We start from the raw sequence: 25,299 nt of genomic DNA, 5'->3' as shown, positions 1-25,299 counted from the left end.
AAATTGCGCTGATCTTTGGGCAAAATGTAAAAGCGGCGCGAAAAATCACCTGACCTTCCACGCCGTGCTGCCATCCGCCTCTGCTATTCCGCCACCGTCACGATATCCAGCGGCAACCGATTGCTACGCGTCGCACAGGCGTTGGAGATTTCCAGGAAGTAGGGCGCGCCCTCGCCGTTGAGGAAATTGGACGGATCCACATTGAAGGTAAAAGGTTCTCCGTTTTCTTCAGTGGAACAGATCCCGCCCACTCCGATCGGAAACGCATTTTCACCGATTAAACCGCTGATCGCATCAAAGCAGAATGCCTCGCCGTTTTTCACCAGGAAAAGGTGGCCATAACATAATTGATTGAGGTCGCCGGGAAATAAGAATTCAATCGCCAAAACCAAATCGTCTTCTTGTTTTATCGTTACCGGCTGAGGTTCCGCCGTTCCATTGACGATAATCGTCACGGATAACAAATGCGGGGAGACATCCTCATCCGTGTCGCACTCTGGGTAGTCGTATCCGGTGCAATCGGGTCCCTCGAAAACATCACCGGAGGAATCATCATCACTATTGTTGTCGTCGTTATCATCATCGTCATTATCATCACACATCACTACTGACAGAGCACAGATCGATAAAGTGGCCAGAAAAAGAATGGTGTATGATTTCATGATTCACTCCATTTCAATTTTATGGCCAAACGCCGCGATAGCCGCCGTCGCCGCTTCCCAAGTGTTTCAAATCTGCCTGCTTTTCTTTTCGCCCCAAGGGGGCGTCATATCGTAGCCAGGGATGGAGTCCGTAGCGGACGGAACCCCAGGAAACAGGAGGTGTCCATTTTTCGCCCTGAAGGGGCGACCTATTGCGAAAAGCGGTATGGATCGCTTCGTTTATTCCGCCCCTTCAGGGCGGACGTTACTTCATCTCGATTCCTGGGGTTTTCACCCCAGGCTGAAATATTTCGCCCCTCCGGGGCGATCGGCGATCCGCCACCGACGGCTGTCCACTCGGCATAACCGCCGTCGCCGAGCCCCCACATGTCCTCGAGGCTGTCATCGTAGAGTTGTTGACTGGTTATTTTTGGTTGTTGGGTGGCAAGAATCGTGCCATGCGGCAAAGCCGATCGCGGCGATTGCCAAACACGGCAACACCAGGAACAGAAGCGACTTACGTGTCATGTTTACCTCCAAAGTTGGCACCGAGTGTAAAGAACGAAGAAGATGGAATAAATATATTATCCCTTCGTTTTCAAGTCAAGATAAAGTATCGGCAGCGTTCATCCATTTCAAGATTGATTAATGAATATCCTAATTATGAGTTTTTTGGCGATTGGGCGCGTTCGACGCCGCCGAGCCGCATTCTCGATAATTCTCGTCACTGAAACAGTTCTCGCCTTGACCCGCGACAAGCCGCAAGGCTACACTCACTGCCCGTTAAATAGGGAGCGTTTATTTTGAAGCATTTGATCCGGCTGATCGCCGTTTGCCTGCTTTTCCTGGCCGTCGCCCGACCGGCCGCCGCCCAGGTCATCACCCAGCCCGGACCGGAAGAAACCCCGCTGGGCACCGACGCCTACGGCTTTTTGAGCATCGCCCTGGGCATGATCTTCATGCCGGTTTTTTCCGCCGAGGCCGAATCGCGCGAGGACGACCTGACCTACACCCTGCGCAATGATACCGCCGGCCTGCCGGGCATCTCGGCGCACGTCGCACTGATTCCGGCGTTCGGCGACAACGGCATCGGCCTGGAAGCCGGCTACGAGTTGCTCAGTTTCCACTGGAAGCAGCAAGTCGACAGCTACGAGGGCAATTACGACGGCGGTTCGACGCTCGCGGTCAACGTGATGAGCATTTCCGCCAATTATTATCGTTATTTTCTTTCGGGCGCCGACCGTATTTACCTGTTGGCCGGAGGCGGCTATGCCTGGGAAAGCGCCAAGCTGGCCACGGAGACCGGCGACGATGGCGACACCTCGACCTCGTCGTTCACCAACTGGCGCGCGAACGCCGGCTTCGGCTATCTGCACCAGATGCATACCGGCGCGATCGGCGGCGAATTGCGGGCCGATTTCCCGCTGCTCAAGCCGGAATTCGACCTGGACGATCCCTACGGCAAATTTACCGTGACCATGGACCGCCCGGTCCTGTTGCGGCTGTGCGTCACCTTTGCCATCGGCCGTTTGCGCTAGCCGGCAACTATCGTTTGACAGTCTTTCGCCGCGCTAGTACTTTTTACGGATTATCGGCTACTTGCGGAGAACTTACGCGGGTTCTCGGTGGATTTGTGTCCGATCAGCCAGGATCGTGCGCCGTCGATCGGCTCGGCCTAACCGAACGGCGGACGGAGCGAAACCGTGGATAAAACCGGCGATTCCTTCCAGCTTGACGCGGCGTCGCGCCAAAATCCCTGCGCCGGGTGTGGCGGCCTTCCGGCGTTGCCGGCCCAACCGGTCGGCGGCGGCGCCGGTTTCGCCGAGTGGTTCGACAGTCTGCCGACCATGGCGGCCGGACGAGACTTGCGCGAGCTGGTGGCGGCGATCGTCGCGGCCCGCGCGGCGCACCGGCCGGTGCATCTGTCCCTGGGCGCGCCGGTGGTCGAGGCGGGCGTGGGGCCGGTCCTCGCGGATCTGGTCGAACGCGGCATCGTCACCGCGGTCAGCGTCAACGGCGAATATCTGTGGCGTGAACTCGCGCTGGCGGCCGCCGGCTTCACCGGATCGCCGGCCGCGGCCGACCGCGACATCGGCGCGGCGCTGGCGGCGATGCTGGAGGCCGCGCAGCAAGACGACGGCGGCCTGGGCCGGGCGGCGACGACTTACCTGGGTACGCAATCCTTGTCCTACGCCCGCTACAGCGTGTTGGCTTCCTGCCATCGTTACCGGGTGCCGGTCACCGTGCACGGCGCGCCGCCGCAGTCGGACAGCGTCGCCATTCCGAGCGCCGTCGCGGCGCGCGATTTCGCGCGGCTGACCGAACTCGCCGGCGAATCGGCCGGCGGCGCGCACCTGAACATCGGCGATCCGGTCGGGTTGCCGAAAGTGTTTCGGCGGGCCCTGGACGCCGCGCGCCGCGCCGGCCGCGAAGCGCGCGGTCTGATTTGCGCCGATCTCGAAAGCGCCGCGCCGTCGCGGCCGCCCGACGATCCCGGCCCGACCGCGGCCGGCGGCCGGGAAATCCGCCTCATCGGCCATCACGAAATCCTCGTGCCGCTGCTGGCGGCCGCTTTGGTCCATCGTCTGTGGGATCCCGCGGAGGACGAATGAGAAAGGTTTTGGTGGGCGAGAGCAATTACGCGGAATTCGAAGTCCTGAACGACTTTCTGACGGGCAAGGATTTCGAGGTCCACTGGGTGAAAAACGGTAACGACGCGCTCGCGGCCTTCAGCCAACTGCAGCCGGATCTGATGATTCTCGACGCGCTGCTGCCCGGCCTGACCGGGCTCAAGGTCTGCCAGCGGGCGCGCAAGCTGCCGGGCGGCGAGACCGTCAAGGTCGTGCTGCTGTCGAAGGTCTACCGGCAATTCAAGGAACAGTACGAGTCGCGCGCCAAGATGGGCGTCGACGCGTATTCCGAAAAGCCGGTCAACGTCGGCGAACTCGACAAGATCCTGCAGCAACTGCTGGAAGAAACCGCGCCCCGGGAAACCGCCGAGGCCGGGAAAACGGCCGAAACCAAGCGCACCCTGCGCACCAGCGGCCTGCTGAGCGAAACGCCGTTCCCCCGCCTGCTCTTTTACCTGCACAAATACCACCGCACCGGCGCATTGCGCGTTTCGCACGAGCAGATCAGCAAGGTGATCTACCTGCGCGAGGGCTCGCCGATCTTCGTCACCTCGAACCTGGCCAACGAATCGCTGGGCCGCTTCATGGTCGAACGCGGCGTGATCAGCGACGAGCAATACAACTCCAGCCTGGAACGCATGGTGCAAACCGGCGAACAGCAAGGGCACGTGCTGTTGGAAATGGGCATTCTTACGCCGCATCAGCTTTACGAAGCCATGCAGGCGCAGATTCGCGAAAAGATCCTGCGCGTTTTCGCCTGGGACGAAGGCGAATACGAATTCCGCCCCGGTTCCTTCAAGCTGTCGGAATCGGTGCAACTCGACACGGCGCCGCTGCGCCTGACGCTCGAGGGCATCAAGCGCTTTTACAACCTGTCGCGTCTGGAGCGCTACTTCAACGAATATAAAAACCAGCGCCTGCGCCGCGTGAAAGGCTCGCTGGTGGATAGCGGCGAGATGCTGCTCACCCCCCACGAAGCCAAGTTCTACAAATTGATCGACGGCAAACGCACCGTCGGCAAGATCGTGGCTCTGAGCAATCTCAGCCTCTCCGAAACGTTTCAAATCCTCTACTACCTGCTGCTGATCGAGGTGATCCGCTTCATCGGCGACCCGGGATTCGGCGACCGCAGTCTGCAGGAACAGGAAGCCTACGTCGCCGACAAGAAAAAGAAACAGGAGGAAGTGCGGCGGCTGCACGAAGACCGCGGCGCCGCCGTCAGCGAACGAATGCACCAATTCCGCAACCAGATTTTACAGCTCTTCGACGGTCTGGATTCGCTTACCTTCTACGACCTGCTGCGCCTGCCGGCCGGTGCCGGCGACCTGCAAGTCCGCACCGCCTACCACGGCCTGGTCAAGGAACTGCGGCCGTACGATCTTTACGCGCAAGCCGACGATGCGCTGCGCGCGAAATGCGATCAGATCTTCAGCCTGCTGACCCAGGCCTACGAGACCCTGCTCGATCCGCAGTCGCGCCAGCGGTACGACGCGCGCTTGTTCGGCCAGGCCGCGGCGACTCCCGCCCCGGCGGCGCCGGAACCGGCCGCTCCGGCCGCGCCCGCACCGCCGGAAGAGGCCGACGACTTCTTCGGCGAAACCGCGCCCGAAGCCGCGGAAGCGGTCGACACGCCGGACATCGAATGGGAAATCGAGGAGGAAATCACCGCCCCGGCTGCCGACGACGAATCGCTGAAACTCGACGACTTCTTCGGCGGCGAGGAAGACGAGACCAAGGTCGCCGAGGCCGGCCAGGTCACCGCTTCGATGGCCAACCTCGTCAAGAGCGAACTGGAATTCCAGCACGGCGAGGACGCCCTGCACCGGCGCGATTTCGAAGCGGCCAAGCGCCACTTCGCCGAGGCCCGGGCGCTCAGCCCGAAGGAAGCGGAATATTCCGCCTATCTCGGCTGGGCCACGTTCCTCGCCGCGCCCGACGACGCCGCCGTCGTCGCCCAGGGTCGCGATCTGATCGAAAAAGCCATCAGCATCAATCCGGTGCTCGACAGCGCCTACACGTTCCTGGGCCGCATTCATTTGCAGACCGGCAACCGCGACCGGGCGCGCGCCAGTTTCGAACAGGCGTTGCAGTACAACCCCGACAACGCGCGGGCGCGCCAGGAATTGACGAAACTGGAGGTGGAGTAGGTGGCGGCCAAATCCATCTTGCTCATCGAGCCCGACGAGGCGGAACGCCAGGAGCTGGCCGAGGTGCTCGGGCGCCTGGGCTATCGCGTCGAAGCCGTTTCCGGTAGCCAGGAAGGTTTGCGGCTCTTCGGCCAGAACAATCACGACCTGGTGATCGTCGAGGTGCTGCTGCCGGGCATCAACGGCCTGCAGGTTTCAAAAATCGCCAAGGAACAAGGCGAGTCCTGGGGCGTGCGCGTTATCATCGTCTCGAAAATCTACCAGAGCCGAGCGATGGAACGCGACGCGCTGACCCGCTTCAAGGCCGACGCCTACTTCTCCCGCCCGTTTCCGCTGATCAACCTGGTCGAAAAAATCAACCAGTTGATCGGCGTCCCGGAGACGCGCGCCCCGTTGCGCCCGCGCGCGGCCGCGCCGAAACCGGAAACGAAGGAACCGCCCGCCGCCGCGCCCGAACCTGCGCCGCCGGCCCCGCCGGCCGAAAAACCGGTCGCCGCGGCGAAAGCCGAAAAACCGTCGCAAGCCCCGCCGGCCGAAAAACCGGCCGCCGCGGCGAAGACGGAAAAAACGCCGCCAGCACCACCGGTCGCCGCGGCCCCGAGCCGGGAAGAACCACCGCTCGGCGAGCAAGGCGAGTTCGAGCCCCGGCTGCTGGGCCGATTGTTGGCTAAACTTGGTCGCGAACGGTTCGGCGGCCTGTTGGAACTCAAACACGGCGACGAGTTGAAGCACGTCTATTTCGTCGAGGGCAAGATCGTTTTCGTCCAATCCACCCTGCCCGACGAACACCTCGGCCGCATGCTGCTGGCCGATGGAGTCCTCACCGAGGAACAATACAAAAACGCCGCCGTGCAGATGGCCGAAAGCGGCCGCAAATTCGGCACTATCATCACCCAGATGGGTGTGCTCTCCTCCGAAGATCTCTACTATCACCTGGTGCAGCAGACGCGGCGCAAGATCGCCCGCTGTTTCGCCTGGCCCGCCGGCCATTTCATCCTGCATCGCGATAAAAAATACCCGGCCGAGGCGACCACCTTCGAATGCGAAACCTTCGCCGCCGTGTTGGACGGTTACCGGCAACACCTGGCGGCCGCGCCGCTCGAGGCCGACTACGCCGCCAACAAGGATCTCCATCTGTTTCTCGGCGAAGCGCGGGAGGTGGCCGCGGCGCGCGTTCACCTGACGCCCGACGAGCGCGAATTGCTGGCCGCCGCCGACGGCCGGCGCACCCTGGGCGAGGCGGCCGGCGAAAGCCCGCTCGGGCTGATGGCCGCCTTGCGGTTGACCGGCGCGCTGGTCTGCCTCGATGTAGTGCGTCTGGCCGCGGTCGAAACGCATCCCGACCTCGAATCCTACCGGACCCAGGTGCCGCCCACCGCGGACGAACCGGAAGCCGATCCGCGCTTCCGCGAGCAGTGCCGCGAGTTGAAAAGCTTCTTCGTGCGGATGGACGACCTGAACTACTTCGACCTGCTCGGCGTCAAGCTCGACGTCGAACCGGAGGCGCTGCATCAGGCTTACGTGCAGTTGGAACGGAAGTTCCATCCCGACGTTTTCACCCTCAAGGCGCCGCAGCGCGTGCGCAACATGGCCGAAACCGTCAGCCGGCGCCTGAAAGACGCGTACGACACGCTGAAAGATCCGCGCGCCCGCCGCAACTACGCCCGCAAGCTGGGCTTGGATGCCGCCCCCAAACCGGAAGCCAAGGCCGGCGCCGGCGAACCTCCCGAGGAGGCGGACAAGGAGAAGCAGGCGGCGCTGGCCTATCAGGAAGGCCTGATGGCGATGGAAAAGCAGTCCTATTGGCCGGCGATCGAGTCGTTTCGCCGCGCCGCCGAACTGCTACCGAAAAAAAGCGAATACCGCGCCAAGCTGGCCTGGGCCATGTTCAAATTTCTGGATGCGCCGAATCTGAACTGGGAGGACGTCGAGCAGGCCGCCAAGCAGGCGCTGCTGTTGGACACCGAAAACGCCGAACTGATGTCCTTGCTGGGCCGGGTGAAAAACCGGCAGGACGACGACGAGGGCGCGCTGCGGTATTTTAAAAATGCCTTGGCCCTGGACCCGCACAACACCGAATACAAACGCGATCTCCACTATACCGAACAACGGCTGAAAAAAGAGAAAGACGATAAAACGCGATCGGTCTTCAGGAAACGGCCATGAACAAACCGAAACATGTGATTGTAGCGCTCCATGATCGCGGCCTGGCCGAACGTCTCGCCACCGTGTTGCACATCGAACGAGGTTTCGACGTCGGCCAAGCCGGATCCGCGCGCGAGGCGCTGGATCTGCTCGAGGGGCCGCGCACCGTCGCCATGGTGATCGGCGTGCTGCTGCCGGACGTCAACGGCATGGAACTGTGCAAGCGCTTGAAAGGCGATCCCCAGACCTCGCACATCAAGATCGTCTTGCTTTCTTCCTTCAAGCGTTCATCGAAATTCGGCCTCGAGGCGCGCACCAAATTCGAGGCCGACGACTACCTGGAAATGCCGCTCGAGCCGGCGGATTTCATCGCGACGATCGACGAATTGCTGCAACCCGGTTCCCATCCCCGTCCGGCGGCGGCCCCCAAGCCGGCGCCCAAGCCGGCCGCGCCCAAAGCGGAACCGCCCAAACCGGAACCGCCGCGGCAACCGCGACCGGCGGAAAAACCGGCCGCGGCGCCGAAACCGGCGGATGCGCCCAAGCCCGCGCCGGTCAAACCCGCCCCCGTCGAGGCCGAATTGCCGGCCGCCGGACGGCTCGGGCCCTTGCTGTTGCCCGAACTTTTACTGCGCCTGTATCAGCAACATTACAACGGCATCCTGCAAATCCGGGAGTTCAACGAAATCCGCGAAATCCGCCTGCGCGACGGCCTGCCGCGGATGATCCGCTCCAACTTCATCGCCGACGACGCCCTCGGCCAGCTCTTCGTCGCCCGCGGGGCCCTGGACGCCCTCGCGCTGGAGCGCTGCCTGCGCGCGGCGCGGGAGTCGGGCCGCCGGCTGGGCGAAATTCTCGTCGAAGGCGGTCACGTCACGCCGGCCGAACTGGCGACCATGCTCAAGATCCAGGCCCGCCGGAAGATCAATTCGGCGTTCCGCTGGAAGGAAGGGTCGTACGCGCTCCTGCCCGACACCGACGACCCGGCCGAAATGATCCCGATCGAACAGGACATCCTGTCGGTGCTGGTCAACGGCATCACGCGGCATTACACCCTGGCGAAACTGGAAGACCGCCTGTACCTCAACAAAAACGCCGTGGTGGAAAAAGCGCCGCATCCCGAGCTGTCGGCCTTCGATCTGCACGTCACCGCGCGCGAACTGCAACTGCTCGAACTGGTCGACGGCGAACGGACGCTGGGCGAGATCATCGCCGACGCCGACCTCGGCTTCACCCGCACCTTCCAGGTGCTCTACCTGTTCCTGCTGTTCGGCCTGGTCCGCTTCAAGGATGGCGATCTGTTCTTCCGCCTCGACGACGCCGTGGCCCACCGCGCCCGCAACGAAAGCCGCCCCGGCGCCGCCGCCGGCACCGAGCCGGTGGAAGACCTGGAGACGGTGGTCGAGGAATCCGGCGACCTGGAGGAAATGCCGCTGGGCCGCTTCCTGCATTACCTGTTTCTCGGCAAGGCCACCGGCTGCCTGTCCCTGCAGCACGGCGACGAGGAAGAATTCATCTATCTGTCGCAAGGCATGCCGGTGCAGGTGTTGTCGAACCGGCCCGGCCCGTTCGCGCTGGGCGAAATCCTGGTTCGCCAGGGCCGCCTGACCGCCGCGGAACGCGACCGGCTGCTGGCCGCCGCGCACCAGAGCGGCCGGCCGTTCGGCGAGGTGCTGCTCGGCGCCAACCTGCTTTCGCCCCACGAGCTGTTCGAAACGCTGATGGGGCAGATGGAAAACAAGCTCTACGCGCTTTTCGCCTGGCGCGAGGGCCGCTATCAGTTCGAACGCGACCTGAAGCCGGAGATCGATCTGCCGCCGCTCAACCTCGACTTGCCGCGCCTGATCCTCCACGCCCTGCAGGAAAGCGCGTCGGCCGAGGAAGTGGAAGCGATCCTGGACGAGATGTCCACCTACATCCTGGCCCCGGTGACGTTGGATTTCGACCTGGGGAGCCTGCTGTCGGACCAGCGCGAACGGCGCCTGGTGGCGATGATCGACGGCAAGAAGCGGGTTTCCGAACTGTTCGCGAAAAGCCCGCTCGACCCGGCGCGCAGCGCCCGTCTGGTCTACGCCCTGCTGCAACTCGAATGGGTGCAACTGGTCGAGGATTGAGCCGGCGGCCGGCCTTGCCGCTTATTCGACCGTGACGACCGAACCCGCCGGACGGGATTGAAGAATAATCTGCCGAAGCAGACCGAGCAGAATGGTTCGTTCCGGATTTTCCTTGCGCCAACGGTCAAGGGTGTCGTCGATCTTCCGGCACGATTCCCCGGAATGGCTGATCGCCTGACTCGTAAACCCGTTCGAAACGACGCCACTGACGCCAATCCCCGATCGACCAGCCTCGCTACTGATTTTAAGGGAGGCTCAATCAGATTAGAGCACCGATTAGTCATTTCTTTACTTTGCTTTGTTCCGCTTTTTCAAGAGAAGCGAAATATCTTGAAGCGCCTGGAATGATTTATCGTACACGGATCAATATCCAGAGGCCCCCGCCTCTGGCTAGGATCGCGAAAGCGATCGGCCGCTCGCTAGCGGCGGACTTTTTTCAAACCCGCTTGAGCGGGTGTTCGACCGTCGTCCATCGGGCGACGGTCGTAGCCATGGGAGGGAGCCCATGGGATAGAGAATCGTGGCATTGGGTCGCGTCAATCCAGCACCGATTCGTCATCTCTTTGCGAGACGGCCTTGGGGCCTCCTCAAGGATGCGGTGATTGCTTAGGGTTCGTCAGTTCGTGAAACCAAGAAATGACTAATGGGTGCTATAGAATCGTTTTTGGAGTGCAGTGAAAAAATTAAATTTCATTTTCCATTTACCTCTTTAAAATCCCATTAGCTAATCGGACGGCCTCGGCGTCGAGCAGGATATGGTGCGGATTAGTGATTTCTTTTACCAATCGCCGAAAGCGATCCCGTTTCGAGTCGGCCGGTTCGGCCGCGACTTTGGCATAGGTATCGATCAACTCACAAGCATCATCAGCCAGCTTGATTTGGAAATTGGTGGCGATGATCCCTTGCGGCCTCTCTTTCGACCGTTCCTGAAACGATTCAGGAAGAAATTTTCGATAGTGATTAAATTCTTCTTGCCGTTCCTCGGTTATTTCCGATTCCGAAGGGCTGGTCAATCGGCCGCATTTTTCGACAATTTGGTCCCAGGAATGATGCAATTCTGAGCGAAATTCATAATCAGGTTCTAAAAAATCAAGCCGATAATTGACGCGGAGGCGAGGAAATTGTCGATTGGGACAAGGATTATACAAGCCAAATAATGTGGTTGGGTACACTTTAATCCACTTTCCGGGCAGATCCATTTTGTCAAGCTCGGCTCTGATGAACGCTTCCCAGGCCTCGTCGGAATAATTGGGTATCGAATTCGCTTTTTCCTGAATAATTTTAAATTGCTCCTCATAGGCAGCTTGCTGTTGTGCCGCCACGTCTCCATGGTTTCTCCGATAAGTTTGGACAAAGTTCGATAATTCGGTGTGAAAACTACCCGGACTCGGGGTTACGCCATCCCAGACAAAGAGCGGAAAACCGTTGATCGTGATTTGCTTTTCGCTTTCGAACACCTTGATTTTCAAAGGGCCTTTGACGGGATTGCCGTACAGAATCGCGCAGGCGTTGGAAACCGTAAATACTTCGTCGGGGTGCGGAAAATCGACCTTTTTCACCGGTTGAACCGCGGAAAAAATCCGAAAAAATTCCTCGTCGGTCGCCACGTCCATGAACCGGTCCAGCAGTGGCTTGCGGTATTCATCGGGAACCGAGCCTGAAGCCGCCGGCCGCGGCGTTCGATCGGCTTTTAAAGACGAATTTTTCATTGGCGTTGTTTTGTTTATCGTGGGAGTGTCTTGGTGCGGACCGCAGCCCACCAAGAGAACTATTGAAAGAAAAAGAATAACAAGGTTTTTCATGGAATGACTGCCTTTCTTATCATGTATATTCTACCTTATTCTATTTATTTGTCAATCTAAAGTATTTCCGATAAAAACATTTCTTTATGAGGTCCTTCAAATGAGCCTTTACTCCCTAGAAATACCGGCGCTTTCAAGCTTTCTTCTCAGCCTTTACATACAATGGCCAGCCATCCAGTCTCCCATTTCAGGAAACGACGAAGGCAAATAGCCCAGGGTCGAACCGATGGATGGAATGACGTCGGCAACCAAGAGGAGAACTTTTCTAATCTGCCAAAAAAATTCAAACAAGATGCAAAGGTCACTCATTTTGGTCCGACAATGACTTTCTTCCCAGGTTTGGTGATTGTCCGGCTACTAGTGTTGCGGAATTGGCTATAACCCAGTCTTCCCTGCGGAAATTTCTTGTGAAAGATGAAAACGATTTCAATGTGTGAAGCGCTCCATTTTTCACAGTCGAAAAAAATTTCGAAAATCTTCTGTTGTATTATTCTCTGCGATCAACCCAACATATTGATATTATAAGTAAATACTGTTTTTGCCGTTAATAAAAAGACAAGTTGACAACATTTGGCAAGATATACTATTCTACTCAACTGTACAATATTGAGTAATTCAATATTGAACGGTAGGCAGGGACTTTGGGCTGGGGAAAACGACCAGCGAGCGATCAATATTCAACCAGATCGCCGATTCGCCCGAAGAAAAAAGGTGTCGCGGAGGGGCATTGCGTGATGAGTGAGTACCGGTATCCGAAATATTTCGCCGATCGATTCATTCCCAAGGAAGACGCGTACAAGGCCACGGTCCACTCGGGCATGAAGATCGCCTCGGGCTTCGCCACTTCCGAGCCGTCGGCGTTTTACAAGGGACTATGGGATTACATCCAGCAGGAAGACCTGCGGGACATCGCCTTTCGCCAGGCGCTGTTCATGGGGCCTTACCGCCTGCTGATCGGCGACGCCCTGAGCAGCAAGGGCCTGTTCAACGGCCTGGTCGGCGGCAACGGCAACGGCGGCGGCTTCACCTCCTCGATGTTCAAAAACCTGGCGCAGCGCGCCAACACCATCACGAAAAAAGTCGAAGGCCTCAACAAGTTGGTCGAGCACTTCCGCGAATTGCAGGAACGGCAAATCCATTTCGTCTCGGCCTTCATCGGCGCGGCCGAGAACATGGTGATCCCCGCCAACACGATCACCCGCCTGCTCTATCCCGATTTCGTCGGCCGCAACAAGAGCCGCCTGGACATCATCAACATGCAGTCGGTCCACTTCCCCGAGGCGGTGGACGCGATGGCCTTCGACGACGACGGCAAGCTGAACATCGATCTGTTCGTGGCCGTGATGACGCCGCCCGACGAAAAGGGCGAAATGAGCCACGGCGTCGCCAACGGCGCCACCAGCGACATGCTGGAACTGGCCTTCCGCAATCCGACCACGAAAATCCTGCTGTACATCAACAAAAATTACCCCTTCACCTACGGGATGCCCGAGGCGCCCAACACCCTGCCGGTCGAGCGCTTCAAGGAAGCGGCGCTGGCCGGGCGGCTGTTCGTCGTCGAGGACGATTCCCGCGTGCCGGCGCTGCCGCCGCACAGCTTCGACAACCCCTCCGAGGTCGAGGTGAAGATCGCCGAAAACCTCGTCAACCACATGGAAATGCACCGCGACCTGACTTACGGCCGCGCCGTGCAGGTCGGCATCGGCGGCACGGGCGTGCTGGCGATCAAAAAAATGCGCGACTCGAACTGGACCGGCCGCAGCTACACCGAAATGCTCGAACCGTTCACCCTGGATCTGTTCGAGGCGGGCAAGATCGCCGGGACGCACTGGATCGAAAAGGACGGCACGCGGCGGCCGCTCGACGGCAAGCTGGTGTGCACCTTCAGCCTGGCCGAGGACAGCAGCGATTTCTACCAGCGGCTCGACAAGAACCCGAACGTGCTGTTCGCGCCGGCGTCGCGAGTCGTGTTGCCCGAGGGTTTCTACGGCGGCCTGGGCATCAACAACATCCTGGGCATCGACTTCCAGGGGCACGTCAATTCGGCTGGCCGCGACAAGAACCACTACTCGGGCGTCGGCGGCGCGGCGATGATCATCCGCGGCCTGGCGCGCGGCGGCGTGGCCTATCTCTGCCTGAAGTCGCTGCACCAGACGCCGGAGGGCGAGGAGCGGTCGTCGGTCATGCCGTTTTTGCCGCAGGGTACGCCGATCAGCATGGTCGGGCCCGACCTGATGGGCACCTGCCGGAACGCGCATTTCTTCCTGGTGACGGAATACGGCGTCGCCAAGATCAACGCCATGAGTCAGGATCGTTTCATCCGCAGCCTGATTTCCGTGGCGCACCCGAAGCACCAGGATTGGCTCAAACGCCGCGCCTGGGACGAATTCCGGGTCAAGGTCTGATCGCCGGCGCGGCAACGCGTTAAAATTCGTGATCCTTCCGTGAAAACCCCGGATGACTTTTTCGCCAAATCGGATACAATAATCAGGCAGGCTTCGGGGGCGGAAGAAGAGGACCGAATGGCTCGGGCCAAAATTTGGATTTTTTGGTGCATCCTGATTTTATCGGCGGCCGGTTGCGGGAATGACGACCTGCCGGCCACCCTTTCCGACCAAGCGGGCGCGCCGGATTTTTCACCGGACTATCGCTCCCCGACGGCTACCGCCGGGCTTTCCATTCGGGTTCCACCGCAATTGATGCTTCCCGAACCGGAGGGCGACGAACCCGTCATCCTGAGTAACGGCTCGATCGAAATCGTTTTCGACGAAACCACCGGGCAAGTGCGCGAAATCAACGATCTGCGCCAGGATCCGCCTCTGGCGCTGCTGGACCCGAATCAAGTCATTACGGCCGTCCCGCCTTTCGAGATCGACGAACTGATCAAAGGCCCGCTCGGCGTTTATCAGACCGTGACGATGAAATGCCCGGTCATCACGCCGCTCATCGAACAGGAAAGCAACCGCGTCACGCTGCTTTGGGACGGGGCGCCGGACTGGCCGACGGTCGAAGCGGCCTGGGAACTGACGCCCGATTCGCCCGAGGTCCAAATCACCGCCCAGGTTTCGCTGGAACAAGACCACCTGATTCGCCTTCTGCGCTATCCGATTCTGACCGGCCTGCTGCCCCTGGACGGCGACGGCACCGCGGATCAATACCTCATCTCGCTCGAAGGCGGGGCGCTCCTGCGCGATCCCCGGGCCCGGCTGTCCGAGGAAATCGCCAACAACCTGGCGATCCTGCGCGATTTCGCGTATCCGCTGGGCCACGTTTCGATGACGCAGATGGTCGCCTACCTGCACGAGGGCGTCGGCGGCATGCTGCTGTACACGGCCGATCCGTCGTTCGGCGCCAAGTCGTTCCGCCTCGACGACCGCAGCGGGTCGCCGGCCGCCGCCAAGGACGGCCTGATCCTGTCGTGGGAAGTCGACCACTACAATCCCGACGTCAACGACGACGAGGGAACCGACGCCTTCGACATCGGCTATCCCGTCGTGCTGCGGTGGCTCGACAAGGGAACGTGGTATGAAGCGGCGGAGCGGTACCGTGAGTGGTCCGACGAGCAGGAATGGGCGGCCGATCCGATCGCCGGGCGGGACGCGGGCGAGCGGGAGTTTTACGAGAAGGTCGGCGCAAGCATCTTCGGGCTGTCGTCGCGGGTCGATCAGCGGCCGTGGATCAAGGCGTTTCACGACGCCTTGGTCGGCGATTCCCCCAACGCCAAACTGTTGTACGTGTTCGGCTGGGATTTTCATCCGATGGGCGTGCCGGCCCCGAAAAACTACAACTGCTTCGTCCAGGGCGGCTGGGACGAAGCGTTCTGGGTGCCGTTCGCCGGCAAGGCCCGGGAGAATTTCGAGCAGGCCCGCGGCCAGGGCGACTACGCCATGCCGTTCTATTACGATCTGATGGTCGGATCGAAGATGCCCGGCTGGAATCAATTCTTCACCCGCTTTGACAACGCCTACGATCCGCACGGCTCGTTCTGGAAGCACCTGTTGATCGGCGCGTCCGGCCGGCCGACGGGCTACGTCTATTACGACAAGATCACCGACGGCTTCGTCTACACGCTCGACCCGGCCGATCCGTTCGTCGGCAATTTCTGGCGCTGGCGCGATGCGTTGATCGTCAACCAGTTCGATCCGCCGCTGGACGGCCTGTACTTCGACCTCGGTTTTTCAGTGATCCTCTGGGACTCGTTCGACAGCTTCGCCAACTTCGATAACGGGCATCCCTCGGGCTCCGGCCGCTGGCTGATTCAAAGCGTGCGCGACAACCTGAGCCTGCCGCGCGGCACCCCCAATCCGCGCGGCTTCCGTTACGGCGCGGAAAACGTCTCGGAGCCCTACGTCGATCTGGTCGATTTCTGGCACCTGGGCGGCGCCGGCGTCGGGCCGATCCGCAGCAAGGTCAAGGATTCCGATCCGCCGGTTTTCAACGTGCCCGACAAGTGGTTCATGGAAGGCAACGCGACGGACGTGCCGCTGATGCAGTACCTGCACCACCACAACGGCACTCTGCGCACCGGCGGCAAGATCCAGGCCAGCTATTCGTTCGGCGACGTGTTCTATTGGATCACGGCGTTGGAATACATCTGGGGCGGCGTGGTGGAACTGATCTACTTCAACACGCCGGTCGACTGGTTGCCGTCGCTCGATCCGCTCGTCGCCTGCAAGGGCGCGGCTGCGGCCTGCGCCTTCCAGACGGGCTGGATCCAGTATAACGAGTACAACACCGGCCGGCATTGGTACGGCGAATCGACCACGCGACATGCCGACCCGGCCAAGCTCGATTTTCTGCACCGGGCCATTCACCTGCGCGTCGATACCGCGGCGGGCGCCTACCTGACCAAGGGCCGCATGGAGGCGCCGCCGGAGCTCGATCCCGAACCCGCGCCGATCGCCTATTCCTACAACTTCTACTCGTCGATCGTCGGGCCGCACTATTACCACTCCGGCACTTATACCGCCCCGCCGGTGCTGCGCGCCGCCTGGCGCCATCCGACCGCCGACAAAATCGCCCTGATGGTCGCCAACGCCTCGGCCGCGACGATCAACACCGACCTCGTCGCCGATCCGTCGCTGTACGGGTTGGCCGCGACCTGCGGCCTGCGGGAAGTCAATTTGGGGGAAGCGTCGCCCGCGGCACCGACCGCCGCGATTCGCCGCGACAACGGCAAATGGCGGGTCAGTGTGTCGCTGGAGCCTTACTCGTTCCGGATGTTCGAACTCGGTCCCTGAGGCCACCCGCGAGCAGCATCAAGAAAAGCAGCGCCGCCGCGCCCAGGCTGAGCCGCGCGCCCTGCGCGAAAGCCGCCGGTCGGTAAATGAAATCCACCTCGCTCTCGCCGGCCGGAATCGGCACCGCGCGAAACGCCAGATCGGCGCGGCGGATCGGCTCGGGCCGGCCGTTCACCGTCGCTTGCCAATCGCGGTCGAAGAGGTCGGTCACCACCAGGTAGCCGGCGGCGGGTGAATTCACCCGGTACGTCTGTCGATTGGCGACGCGGCGCAGGGTTGCGACCGCGGCCGGCGGGCCGTCGTCGGGGTACAGCGTGGGGTGATCGCCGGGCAGGCCGGAAACGATCGTCTGCCGATGCCAATCGATGCCCTGCCGCAGCCGGTTCAGCACCGCTGGCGGATCGGCGATCAGCGGCGTCTCGCGCGGCACGAACGCGCGCGGCATCGCCCCGGCGTTTTCGTAGAGGAACAGCCCGCCGTGTTCGGCGGCGAGCCGGAAGTGTTCGTCGGTTTTCAGCGCCTGTTGCGAAAGAATGAAGCGGGCGTTGATGCCGTCGGCGAAGCCGGTTCGCAGCGGCTTGTCGGTGAGAAACGGCTGCACGGAAGCGCCGGTGTCGAAGGGATTCAGCTCGGCCTGCCGCCCTTCCTGGTACAGTCCGACGAGTTCCCGCAAATTCGGATCGATCATCGAGCTGTAGGCGTGCAGGTCCTCGATGCGGTCGTACTTCAACGCCTCCTGCGTGTAGAGCCGGCCGTCGCGCACCCAATTCCAGCGATCGCCGATCCGCAAAACGCGGTACGGATCGGCCACGGCCTTCAACGCCTCGCTGATCGGCGTCGACCGGTACAGGCGGCGTGTGTCGATGCGTTCGGCCGAGACCGTCGCGCGGCCGTATACTTCGAGCGCCAACACCGCCGCGAGCAGCAGCGCCGTCCGGCCCGCGCCGAGTTTGCGGCCCAGGAAAAACGCCGCCGCCAGGCCGCCCAGGCCAATCGCGGCGGGCAATAGGTGTTTCCAGGCGCCGGCGCGAAACACCGGGGTGGCGGCAAAACCCAGGATCATCCAGACCGCCGCCAGCGCCGCCGCCAGGTCGAGCAACCGCCGCGCGTCCGGCGCCGCCGCGACCTGCCCCAGGGCGCGCACGGTCAACCAGAGCAGCGCCAGGCCGCCGACGCACCAGTACCGCGCCGGATGAAACGAGCCGTAACCGGGCAGGTAATCGAACAACCCGTGCGCCAACGGGGTCCGGGTCGTGGTCGCCAGGCCGATCACCAGCACCGCCAGCCAGAACCAGTCGGTCCGCGATTTGCGGCCGAAAACGGCGAACGAAGCCGCCAGAGTCCAGGCGGTCAGGCCGTAGGACAGGATCGTCGCGCCGCGCCGGAAACCGTAATCATTGAAGGCGCCGGGCGCGAACGAACCGAAAAATCGCGCCGGGGTCGTCAGCAGCGCCTGAAAGGCGTCCCATTGCGCATAACCGCCGCGCAACCGCTCCATGCCGTCCAGCAACGGCAGCCAGCGCGCCGCGCCCGCCAGAAAGCCGATCGCCACCAGCCCCAACGCCAGCAGCCAGCAAGATGCCCAACGCCCGACCGGCGGCCGCCGATCCCAGGTCTGGAACAGCACCCATGCCGCGCCGGCCAGCAGCGTGTACACCGCGTAATTGAACATGCCCGCCAGCAGCATCAGCCCCAGCGCCGCCGCGCCCGCCGCGACTTCGCGCCAGCGACCGTCCGGTCGCCGGATCAACCCTTCCAAAGCCAAAAACACCAGCGGGATCCAGGCCATGGTCTGGCTGAAATACGGGTAGAAAAGGTAGTGCAGTTGCAGGCCGCCGAAGGCCAGTGCCAGCGCTCCGGCGGCGGCGGCCGGCGCGGTCGCCTCGGCGCGGTGAAAAAACCGGAACGCGAAGGCATAAAGAAACAGGAACGCGAGCCAGTAATCGGCGAGCATTGCCAGCCAGGGCGGCAGCAGGCGCGCCGTCAGCCAGGTGAACGGGTAGACGGGATGATGGCGAACCGGGTAATCGGGCGAACCGGTGCCGACCCACGGATCCCAGGTGGGAAAGCGGCCGGCCCGCAATTCATCGGCGTAAAAGACGAGCTTCGGCAGGCCCTGCGTCAGGCCGTCGCTTTGCGGCCCGGCCAGGCCGACGGGCACCGCGTGCCGCACCGCGTGCCAGCCGAAAAAGGCGGTGATCGCCAGCACGGCCAGCAGGTGAATCGCCCGGTTTTTCCGCTCGGTTGCCGGCATCGGCCTCCCCGCACGGGATCGCGGTTCGTCGCGAAGGTAGTCGGATCCGCCGCATCAAACCACGGATGAAGCCTGCTGTAAACGTTTGCGTGAAAACAGGTTATTCCTGAACCGGCTTGATCTCGAATCCGGCTCGGCCGATTTCCGCGCCGGAGGCGTTTTTCACGACCACTTCCCACTTGCCGACCCAGGCCGGGCTGATCTGCTTGGCCGAGTAGGTGCGCCAATTCTGGGAAGTGCCGATCGACAGCGTGTTGCGGGTGATCAGCGAGCCCTGGTAGTACCAATCGTGGTGAATCTCGGTGGGACCGCCCGGGTTGTTGATGACCGTATGGCAGTAGACCCATTCGTCGGTGGCGGAAAACTGCGTCGCCGGCTCGACCGGCTCGCGGTCTTCCACCCGCGAGCAAAAAACGATGGACACGCATTCGACGCCGGCCGCTTGCGCCAGGCCGAAAACGACACCCAGTACCAACAATGATAGAATTAACGTTTTGTGCATGATGAATTCACTCCCTAGGCGGTCTCAGCATAGTGCAGACGTTTTACCGGAGCAATAAAAATGTGTTTCGATGATGGATTTTCTCGCGTGGTCGCGGCGGTTTTTTAAACCACGGAAAAAGTCGCCCGCAATGCGATTGCATATCAAGTGGCCGCCTTTCGCGGAATCCCTTGGCCGCCTCGAAGGATGCGATCCTTTTCGGGGTGCCATGATCTTCGATCCTTCCGGATCGATGGCCATGTCGAGCGGACACCAATCGTCACCCTGAACGACACCGATCCGTCACCCTGAACTTGTTTCAGGGTCTGAAGCCGAGATGCCGAAACGAGTTCGGCATGACGGGTTGGTAGGCGTTTTCCCCCTCATCCCTGCCCTTCTCCCACGAAGGGAGAAGGGAAAGCAGTTTCGCCCCTCGCCCTTGCATGGGAGAAGGGTCGGGGGTGAGGGTACAATCTCGCGTGGTTTCCGGCTTGCGAAAGGAAAGACGGCGCGGGTTTGTATCGCGGCTGCTAAGCCGCTCCTACCGTGGACATGCGGTCGGCGAAGCCGGGGTGAGGGAAAAAATTCGGCGGCATTCGCGAGCGCCACGGATCGCCGGCAAGGAGTCGATTACCGCAGTTTGAGCGCCAGGAGGCTGATCATCGCCGCGATGCCCGCGATGATCCAGAGGCGCACGACGACCTTCGGCTCGGCCATGCCGCGCAGGCGGAAGGCGTCATGCAACGGTGCTCGGGCGAAGATGCGCATCCCCAGCCCGCCGCGGTTCACCCCCAGCCGATCCTGGATCGCCGAGGAAACGAATTCGGCGCAAAACAAAAAGCCGGCGAGTACGAACAGAAATTCCTGCTTGATCAGCACCGCCGCCGTCGCCAGCATGCCGCCGATCGCCAGGCTGCCCGTGTCGCCCATGAACACCGTCGCAGGGTACGAATTGAACCAGAGAAAACCCACCAGCGCCCCGAACAGCGCCGCCAGAAACACCGCCACCTCGCCCGCGCCCTTCACCTGGTCGAACCACAGGTAGCTGCTGATCTTGGCGTGCGACAGAATGTACGCGTAGATCGCGTAGACCAGCGCCGTCATAATCGAGGGCACCGTCGCCAGCCCATCCATGCCGTCGGTGAGGTTGATGGCGTTGCTGATGCCGATCACCACCAGCACCACGAAGGGAAGATAAAGGATCGACAGCGGGATCGTCCCCTTGATGAACGGCAGGGTGAACCGGCCGATCAGGTGCGCCTCGTGCGGCGACAGGCTCGGGGTATAGCAGACCAGCGCCAGCAGCAGACCGAACAGGCCCTGGAAAAAAAGCTTTTCCAGACGCGACAGGCCGAGGTCGGCGTTGCGGTGCACGACGATTTTCAGGTAGTCGTCGGCCGCGCCGATCGAGGTAAACCACAGCAGCGACAGCAGCATGATCTGCACGAAGCGGTTGGTCGGGTCGCAGGTCAGGAGCGCCACGACGAGCGTGACCAGGGCAAAGATCAACCCGCCCATCTGCGGCGTGCCCTTCTTGTCGTTGACCTTCATCACCCCGTAATCGCGGGGCGTGTCGTGAATGCCGGCCCGGTGCAGCCAGCGGATCATCCGGCCGCCGAACAGCAGCGTCAGCAGGATGCCGAGCACCGCCGCGACGCCCGCCCGAAAGGTGATGTAGCCCAGCAGCCGGTTCAGCGTCGTGACGTGGCCGTGCAGCGCCTGCCAATGGGAAAATAGGTACAGCACGTTATTCCTCCGGCAGTCCGGCAACCGCCTGCTTGACGGCCCGCTTGATGGGCGAAATCGGCTCGATCATCTCCCCGGCCAGCAGCGTCCGCGACAGCACCCGCCGCAACGCCGCCGGATCGGGCACCAGACCGCGATCGAACAGCCGCCGGCAACCGTCCACCGCCGCGGTGCGGATCGGCCAGCGCGGATCGTCGAGCAGCGGGTACAGTTTTTCGTGGGCGCCCGGCGACGTCGCCAGCTCGGCGTAGGCCTTCACGGCCACCGGAACGACCTCGAAATGCCGGTCGAACAGCAATTTTTCGACGGCCGCCAGCGTTTCGGCGTCGCCGCGCAAGGGGTTGGCGAACGCCAGCAGCGCGCGCAGGCCGTACTGGCGCACCTCGTAATACGGATCGCGGAGCGAAACCAGGATGGCCCGCCGCACGCGCGCGTCGAAGTGGTCGACCTCGACCAGGCTCGTCAGGCTGTTGCGCCGCACGAAGCCGACGTCGCGGCCGAATCCCGTCAGCCGCCGCAAATACCAGGGCCGCCGGTCGACCTTGGCCTCGATCGCGTCGACCAGCACGTCGATGCAGTCGGTCAGCTTCAGCACGCCGATGAGCTTGATGCCGATGTTGCGGATCCACCAGTCGTCGTGGTGCAGGTAGCTCTCCAGCCGCTGGCGCACGATGGCCAGTTCCTCGGCGTCGAACTCGCGCCGCTCGGCCTCGGCCAGCAGCGCCCCCGCCGCCAGCAGGCGCACGTTGCCGTTGCTCTTGGCGACGACCACCGGCGCGCCGCCGAACGGCCGGCCCAGGCCCAGCCGCGCGGCGAAGTAGTTGAGCATGTCCAAGAGCGGGCCGATCCGCAGCAGGTAGGCGAACACGACGAAGATCGCCAGGCCCATCGTCGAGGGCACGATGAAGCTCCAGGCGTTGCGCCAGAAGCCCGCCCCCGCCTTGGGCGTGGCGAAGAACAGCAGCACCACCAGGGTCATCACCAGGCTGGCGGTCAGCGTCTTGACAAAGGTCGGCGCGAGGCGGCGCATGTCCAGCGGGAAGCCGTCGGCGGCCAGCCGCCGCGAGATGATGCCGTGCCGCCAGACCGTGTTGAAGGTAAACGCCAGGCTGGTGGCCAGGGCGAGGCCGGCGTGGCGCAGCGGCGTCCGGACCAGGATTACCGCGAAAATCAGGTAGACCACGACGCTGCCGGCGTTGGTCAGCATGCTGGTGCGGGTGTCGAGCTGGCTGGAAAAGACGCGGCTGTAGAGCGAGGTCAGCGACCAACCGAGCAGGCCCAGCGAATAGCAGACGAGGGCCAGGCTGGTCATCGCCGTGCCCTGCGCCGTGAACTTGCCGCCCTCGAAGACGAACCGCACCAGCGGGGTCGCCAGGGCGATCAGCAGGACGGTCGTGGGGATCATCAGGAGCAACGTGGCCTCGATCCCCTGTTGCAACATGTCGCGGTACTGCCGGCTGTCGCTGGTCGCGGCGACGCCCGAGAGGTCGCGCAAGAAAACGCGGTTGACGCTCATCGCCAGCACGCTGAAGGGAAACACCACCAGCAGGCGCGAGAAATAAAGGGCGCTGACCGAGCCGGCGACGAGCGGGGTCGCCAGGATCTTGTCGACGACGCCGCTGATCTTGTTGAGGATGGCGTCGAGGAAAACCGGCCCCGACAGCGACATCACCTTTTTCACGCCGGGCTCGTTGGCCAGGCGCGGCCGGTATTCGTTCCAGGCGATCTTTTCGCGCAGCCCGCGCCGCAGCAGGAAGAACATCTGAAAGACGATCTGCAGTACGCCGCCGACCAGCACGCCGACGCCCAGGGCGTACAGGCCGAAGAGCGGTTCGAGAATCGGCACGATGAACAGCAAGCCCAGGCTGTAGAGCACCGGCGAAAACGCGTTGGGCCCGAACCGGTCGAAGGCCTGCAGGAGCGTACCGAGAAACGCGCTGACGCTCATCAGAATCAGGAACGGGAACATCAGGCGCGTCATGGCGACGGTCTTGTCGATCAATCCCTTTTCGACGAAACCGGGGGCCACGAAATGAATCCACCACGGGCAGGTGACGATCGCCACGGCCGTGAACAGCGACGAGAGCACGAAAAAGACGTTGAACACCTGCCAGGCCAGCCGCCAGGCGGGCCGCTTGTCCTCACTGCGGTGATAAAACAACAGGAACGAGGGCAGAAACGCGTTCTCCAGCGCCATTTCCGCCACGACCTCGCGCATCAGGTTGGCGAGGCTGAGTGCCACCGCAAACACGTCCATAATGCTGCCGGCGCCGAAAAACCGGCCCAGGAATGCCTCGCGGAAAAAGCCCAGGCCCTTGGCGAAAAACGTGCCGACGCCCTGCGAAAACACATTTTCGACGACGCCTTTTTCCGACCTCTCGCGCGAAACCTCGATCCATTCACCGTTGAATTCGAGTTCCGCGCCGCCCGGCAGCACCAGGCGATCGCCGGGACTCAGCGGCGTCGGGCCGTCCAGCGGCGCCGGCGCCGCGGCGCCACGGCGCAACGACAGCGCGGAGCGGGGAATCGCGGTCCAGGTTTCCTCGACCGCGCCGTCGACCATCCGACCGACGCGTTTGAGCCAGAAATGACGGCGGTGCAAGCCGGGGACGGCGAACCGCGTGTCGTCCCAGCGGCCGGTCCCGACGCGGTTGCGGTCGTACAGCAAATCCGCGCGGCGGCCCTGCGGATCGATCAGGTAAGTGCGGCGGCGGCGGATTTTTTCGGCTTGCGGCTTGGGCGGGGCCAGCAGCGCATCGGCTTCGCTTTGAATCCGTTCGAGGCAATCGGGCACGACGAAACGGGCGGCGGCCGCCTGCATCGCGGCGCGGGCTTCCGGGCTCAGGTCGATCAGTTCGCGGATCGCGGCCAGCAGGCGCTCGGGGTCGACCGCGTCGCCGGGCTTGCCGTCCACCGTCTCCCGGTGCTCCTGAATGACCAGGCAGGCGCCCGCCGCGGCCATGGTCTCGGCGTTTTTCACCTGGTGGTCGCCCGGCAGGCCGCTCTTGGGAATCACCACCGCCGGCGCGCCGACCGCCGCCGTCTCGGCCAGCGATCCCGCGCCCGCCCGGCAGACGATCACGTCGGCGACGCGCAGCCACTTCTCGATTTCGTACAGATAGCGCTCGCGCCGGTAGAAATCGCGCGCCGCATCCTCGTCGAAGCCGACGGCCTTCAGGCGGGCCACCGTGTCGGCGGCGGCGTCGTATTCCGGCCCCGCGAACCGGCCGACCCCGTGCAGCACGAAAACGCGCCGGCGCAGTTCGGCGTCGGCCGCCAGCGCGGGCAGCAGCGCCGCCACCGCGCGGTTGATCGACCGCGCGCCCAGCGAGCCGCCGGTGATCAAAATCAAGCGGCGATCCGGATCGACGCCCAACTCACGCTTCCATTGGCGCCGCTGTTCCTCGCTCGCCGGTTCGCGCAAGGCGAGAATCGCGGGCCGCACCGGGTAGCCGACGAGTTTGCCGTTGTGGCCGAAGTGCGCCAGGCTCTCGGGAAAGCTGACGCATACCCGCTGGGCGATGCGGCCGAAGGTGCGGTTGACCAGCCCGGGGTAGGCGTTTTGCTCGTGCACCAGCACTGGGCGCCGCAGGAGCCGGGCCGCCAACAGCGTCGGCGCGCTGACGTAGCCGCCGGTGGCGATCACCAGGCGCGGCCGAAAGCGCAGCAGCAGCGCCGCCGCTTTGAGCGTGCCGACGAGCAGGGAAAACAAAAACACGACCATCGCCGGCGAGAACTTGCTGGTCGGCATCCCGCGCGAGGGCACGAAGCGGATCGGCATGCCGTAGCGGGGCACGATGTCGGCCTCGGCGCGATCCTTCACGCCGATATAAAGAAATTCCGCCTGGGGATCGTGGCCGGCCAGTTGGCTGGCGATCGCCAGATTCGGGTAAACATGGCCGCCCGTACCGCCGCCGGTAAGCACATAACGCATGCGCACCTTCAATGCCGTTTGGAAGTCGGCAAAGCTTAGCACCAGCCCATCCGGTACTCAAGACAAATGCCGCCCGGTGAATCATCCGGTTAGACAATCGCCGCCGGAAAAAGTGCGATTTTTTCGCCTGTCGCCGCGCGAATGACCAGGGGGCGAAAACGCTTT

At 62.4% G+C, this 25,299-nt stretch carries 14 protein-coding genes; 8 read left to right on the top strand and 6 right to left on the bottom strand.

The genetic code is table 11. From position 1 onward, the window contains the following. Window positions 1-83: 83 nt before the first annotated feature. A complete protein-coding gene (locus GX444_14815) occupies window positions 84-662 on the bottom strand; it encodes a hypothetical protein (protein ID NLH49851.1) in 579 nt (192 codons plus the stop codon). A 782-nt stretch (window positions 663-1,444) separates the two neighbouring features. On the opposite strand from GX444_14815, the gene GX444_14810 reads away from it, so the two are divergent. From GX444_14810 to GX444_14785, 6 genes are all read left to right on the top strand, one after another. Next, window positions 1,445-2,179, top strand: coding sequence for a porin family protein (locus tag GX444_14810; protein ID NLH49850.1), 735 nt, complete (start codon window positions 1,445-1,447; stop codon window positions 2,177-2,179). 165 nt (window positions 2,180-2,344) lie between these two features. Continuing rightward, window positions 2,345-3,253, top strand: coding sequence for a hypothetical protein (locus GX444_14805; GenBank protein ID NLH49849.1), 909 nt, complete (start codon window positions 2,345-2,347; stop codon window positions 3,251-3,253). Beyond that, window positions 3,250-5,418, top strand: a complete 2,169-nt coding sequence (locus GX444_14800; GenBank protein NLH49848.1) for a response regulator — start codon at window positions 3,250-3,252, stop codon at window positions 5,416-5,418. The genes GX444_14805 and GX444_14800 overlap by 4 nt, the downstream gene beginning before the upstream one ends. Beyond that, a complete protein-coding gene (locus tag GX444_14795; GenBank protein NLH49847.1) occupies window positions 5,419-7,584 on the top strand; it encodes a response regulator in 2,166 nt (721 codons plus the stop codon). It begins immediately after the preceding gene. Beyond that, the gene (locus GX444_14790; GenBank protein ID NLH49846.1) at window positions 7,581-9,677 is read left to right on the top strand and encodes a DUF4388 domain-containing protein; all 2,097 of its coding nucleotides are present in this window, start codon (window positions 7,581-7,583) and stop codon (window positions 9,675-9,677) included. The genes GX444_14795 and GX444_14790 overlap by 4 nt, the downstream gene beginning before the upstream one ends. Before the next feature lie 57 nt (window positions 9,678-9,734). Then, window positions 9,735-10,025, top strand: a complete 291-nt coding sequence (locus tag GX444_14785) for a hypothetical protein (GenBank protein NLH49845.1) — start codon at window positions 9,735-9,737, stop codon at window positions 10,023-10,025. Between the two features lie 353 nt (window positions 10,026-10,378). On the opposite strand, the gene GX444_14780 is transcribed toward GX444_14785, so the two are convergent. Next, window positions 10,379-11,479, bottom strand: coding sequence for a hypothetical protein (locus tag GX444_14780; GenBank protein NLH49844.1), 1,101 nt, complete (start codon window positions 11,477-11,479; stop codon window positions 10,379-10,381). A gap of 734 nt (window positions 11,480-12,213) precedes the next feature. On the opposite strand from GX444_14780, the gene GX444_14775 reads away from it, so the two are divergent. Both GX444_14775 and GX444_14770 read left to right on the top strand, forming a co-directional pair. Next, window positions 12,214-13,884, top strand: a complete 1,671-nt coding sequence (locus GX444_14775) for a hypothetical protein (protein ID NLH49843.1) — start codon at window positions 12,214-12,216, stop codon at window positions 13,882-13,884. A 117-nt stretch (window positions 13,885-14,001) separates the two neighbouring features. Next, on the top strand, window positions 14,002-16,719 hold the full coding sequence (locus GX444_14770; protein ID NLH49842.1) for a hypothetical protein: 2,718 nt from the start codon (window positions 14,002-14,004) through the stop codon (window positions 16,717-16,719). Here the strand turns inward: GX444_14770 and GX444_14765 are convergent. The 4 genes from GX444_14765 to murJ all read right to left on the bottom strand — a co-directional run bounded on the left by GX444_14765 (window position 16,667) and on the right by murJ (window position 25,176). Further along, a complete protein-coding gene (locus GX444_14765) occupies window positions 16,667-18,973 on the bottom strand; it encodes a YfhO family protein (protein NLH49841.1) in 2,307 nt (768 codons plus the stop codon). The genes GX444_14770 and GX444_14765 overlap by 53 nt on opposite strands. A gap of 100 nt (window positions 18,974-19,073) precedes the next feature. Beyond that, window positions 19,074-19,475 carry a DUF2914 domain-containing protein gene (locus tag GX444_14760; GenBank protein ID NLH49840.1) on the bottom strand — a complete coding sequence of 134 codons (402 nt, stop codon included), beginning with the start codon at window positions 19,473-19,475 and terminating at the stop codon, window positions 19,074-19,076. A gap of 609 nt (window positions 19,476-20,084) precedes the next feature. Further along, complete coding sequence (gene mraY, locus GX444_14755) at window positions 20,085-21,200, bottom strand: phospho-N-acetylmuramoyl-pentapeptide-transferase (protein NLH49839.1); 1,116 nt, start codon at window positions 21,198-21,200, stop codon at window positions 20,085-20,087. A gap of 1 nt (window position 21,201) precedes the next feature. Then, on the bottom strand, window positions 21,202-25,176 hold the full coding sequence (gene murJ, locus GX444_14750; GenBank protein NLH49838.1) for a murein biosynthesis integral membrane protein MurJ: 3,975 nt from the start codon (window positions 25,174-25,176) through the stop codon (window positions 21,202-21,204). Window positions 25,177-25,299 lie beyond the last annotated feature (123 nt).

This window comes from Myxococcales bacterium (genome assembly GCA_012517325.1).
Lineage (GTDB): Bacteria > Lernaellota > Lernaellaia > Lernaellales > Lernaellaceae > JAAYVF01.
This window is presented reverse-complemented; position numbering and strand designations above follow the sequence as displayed.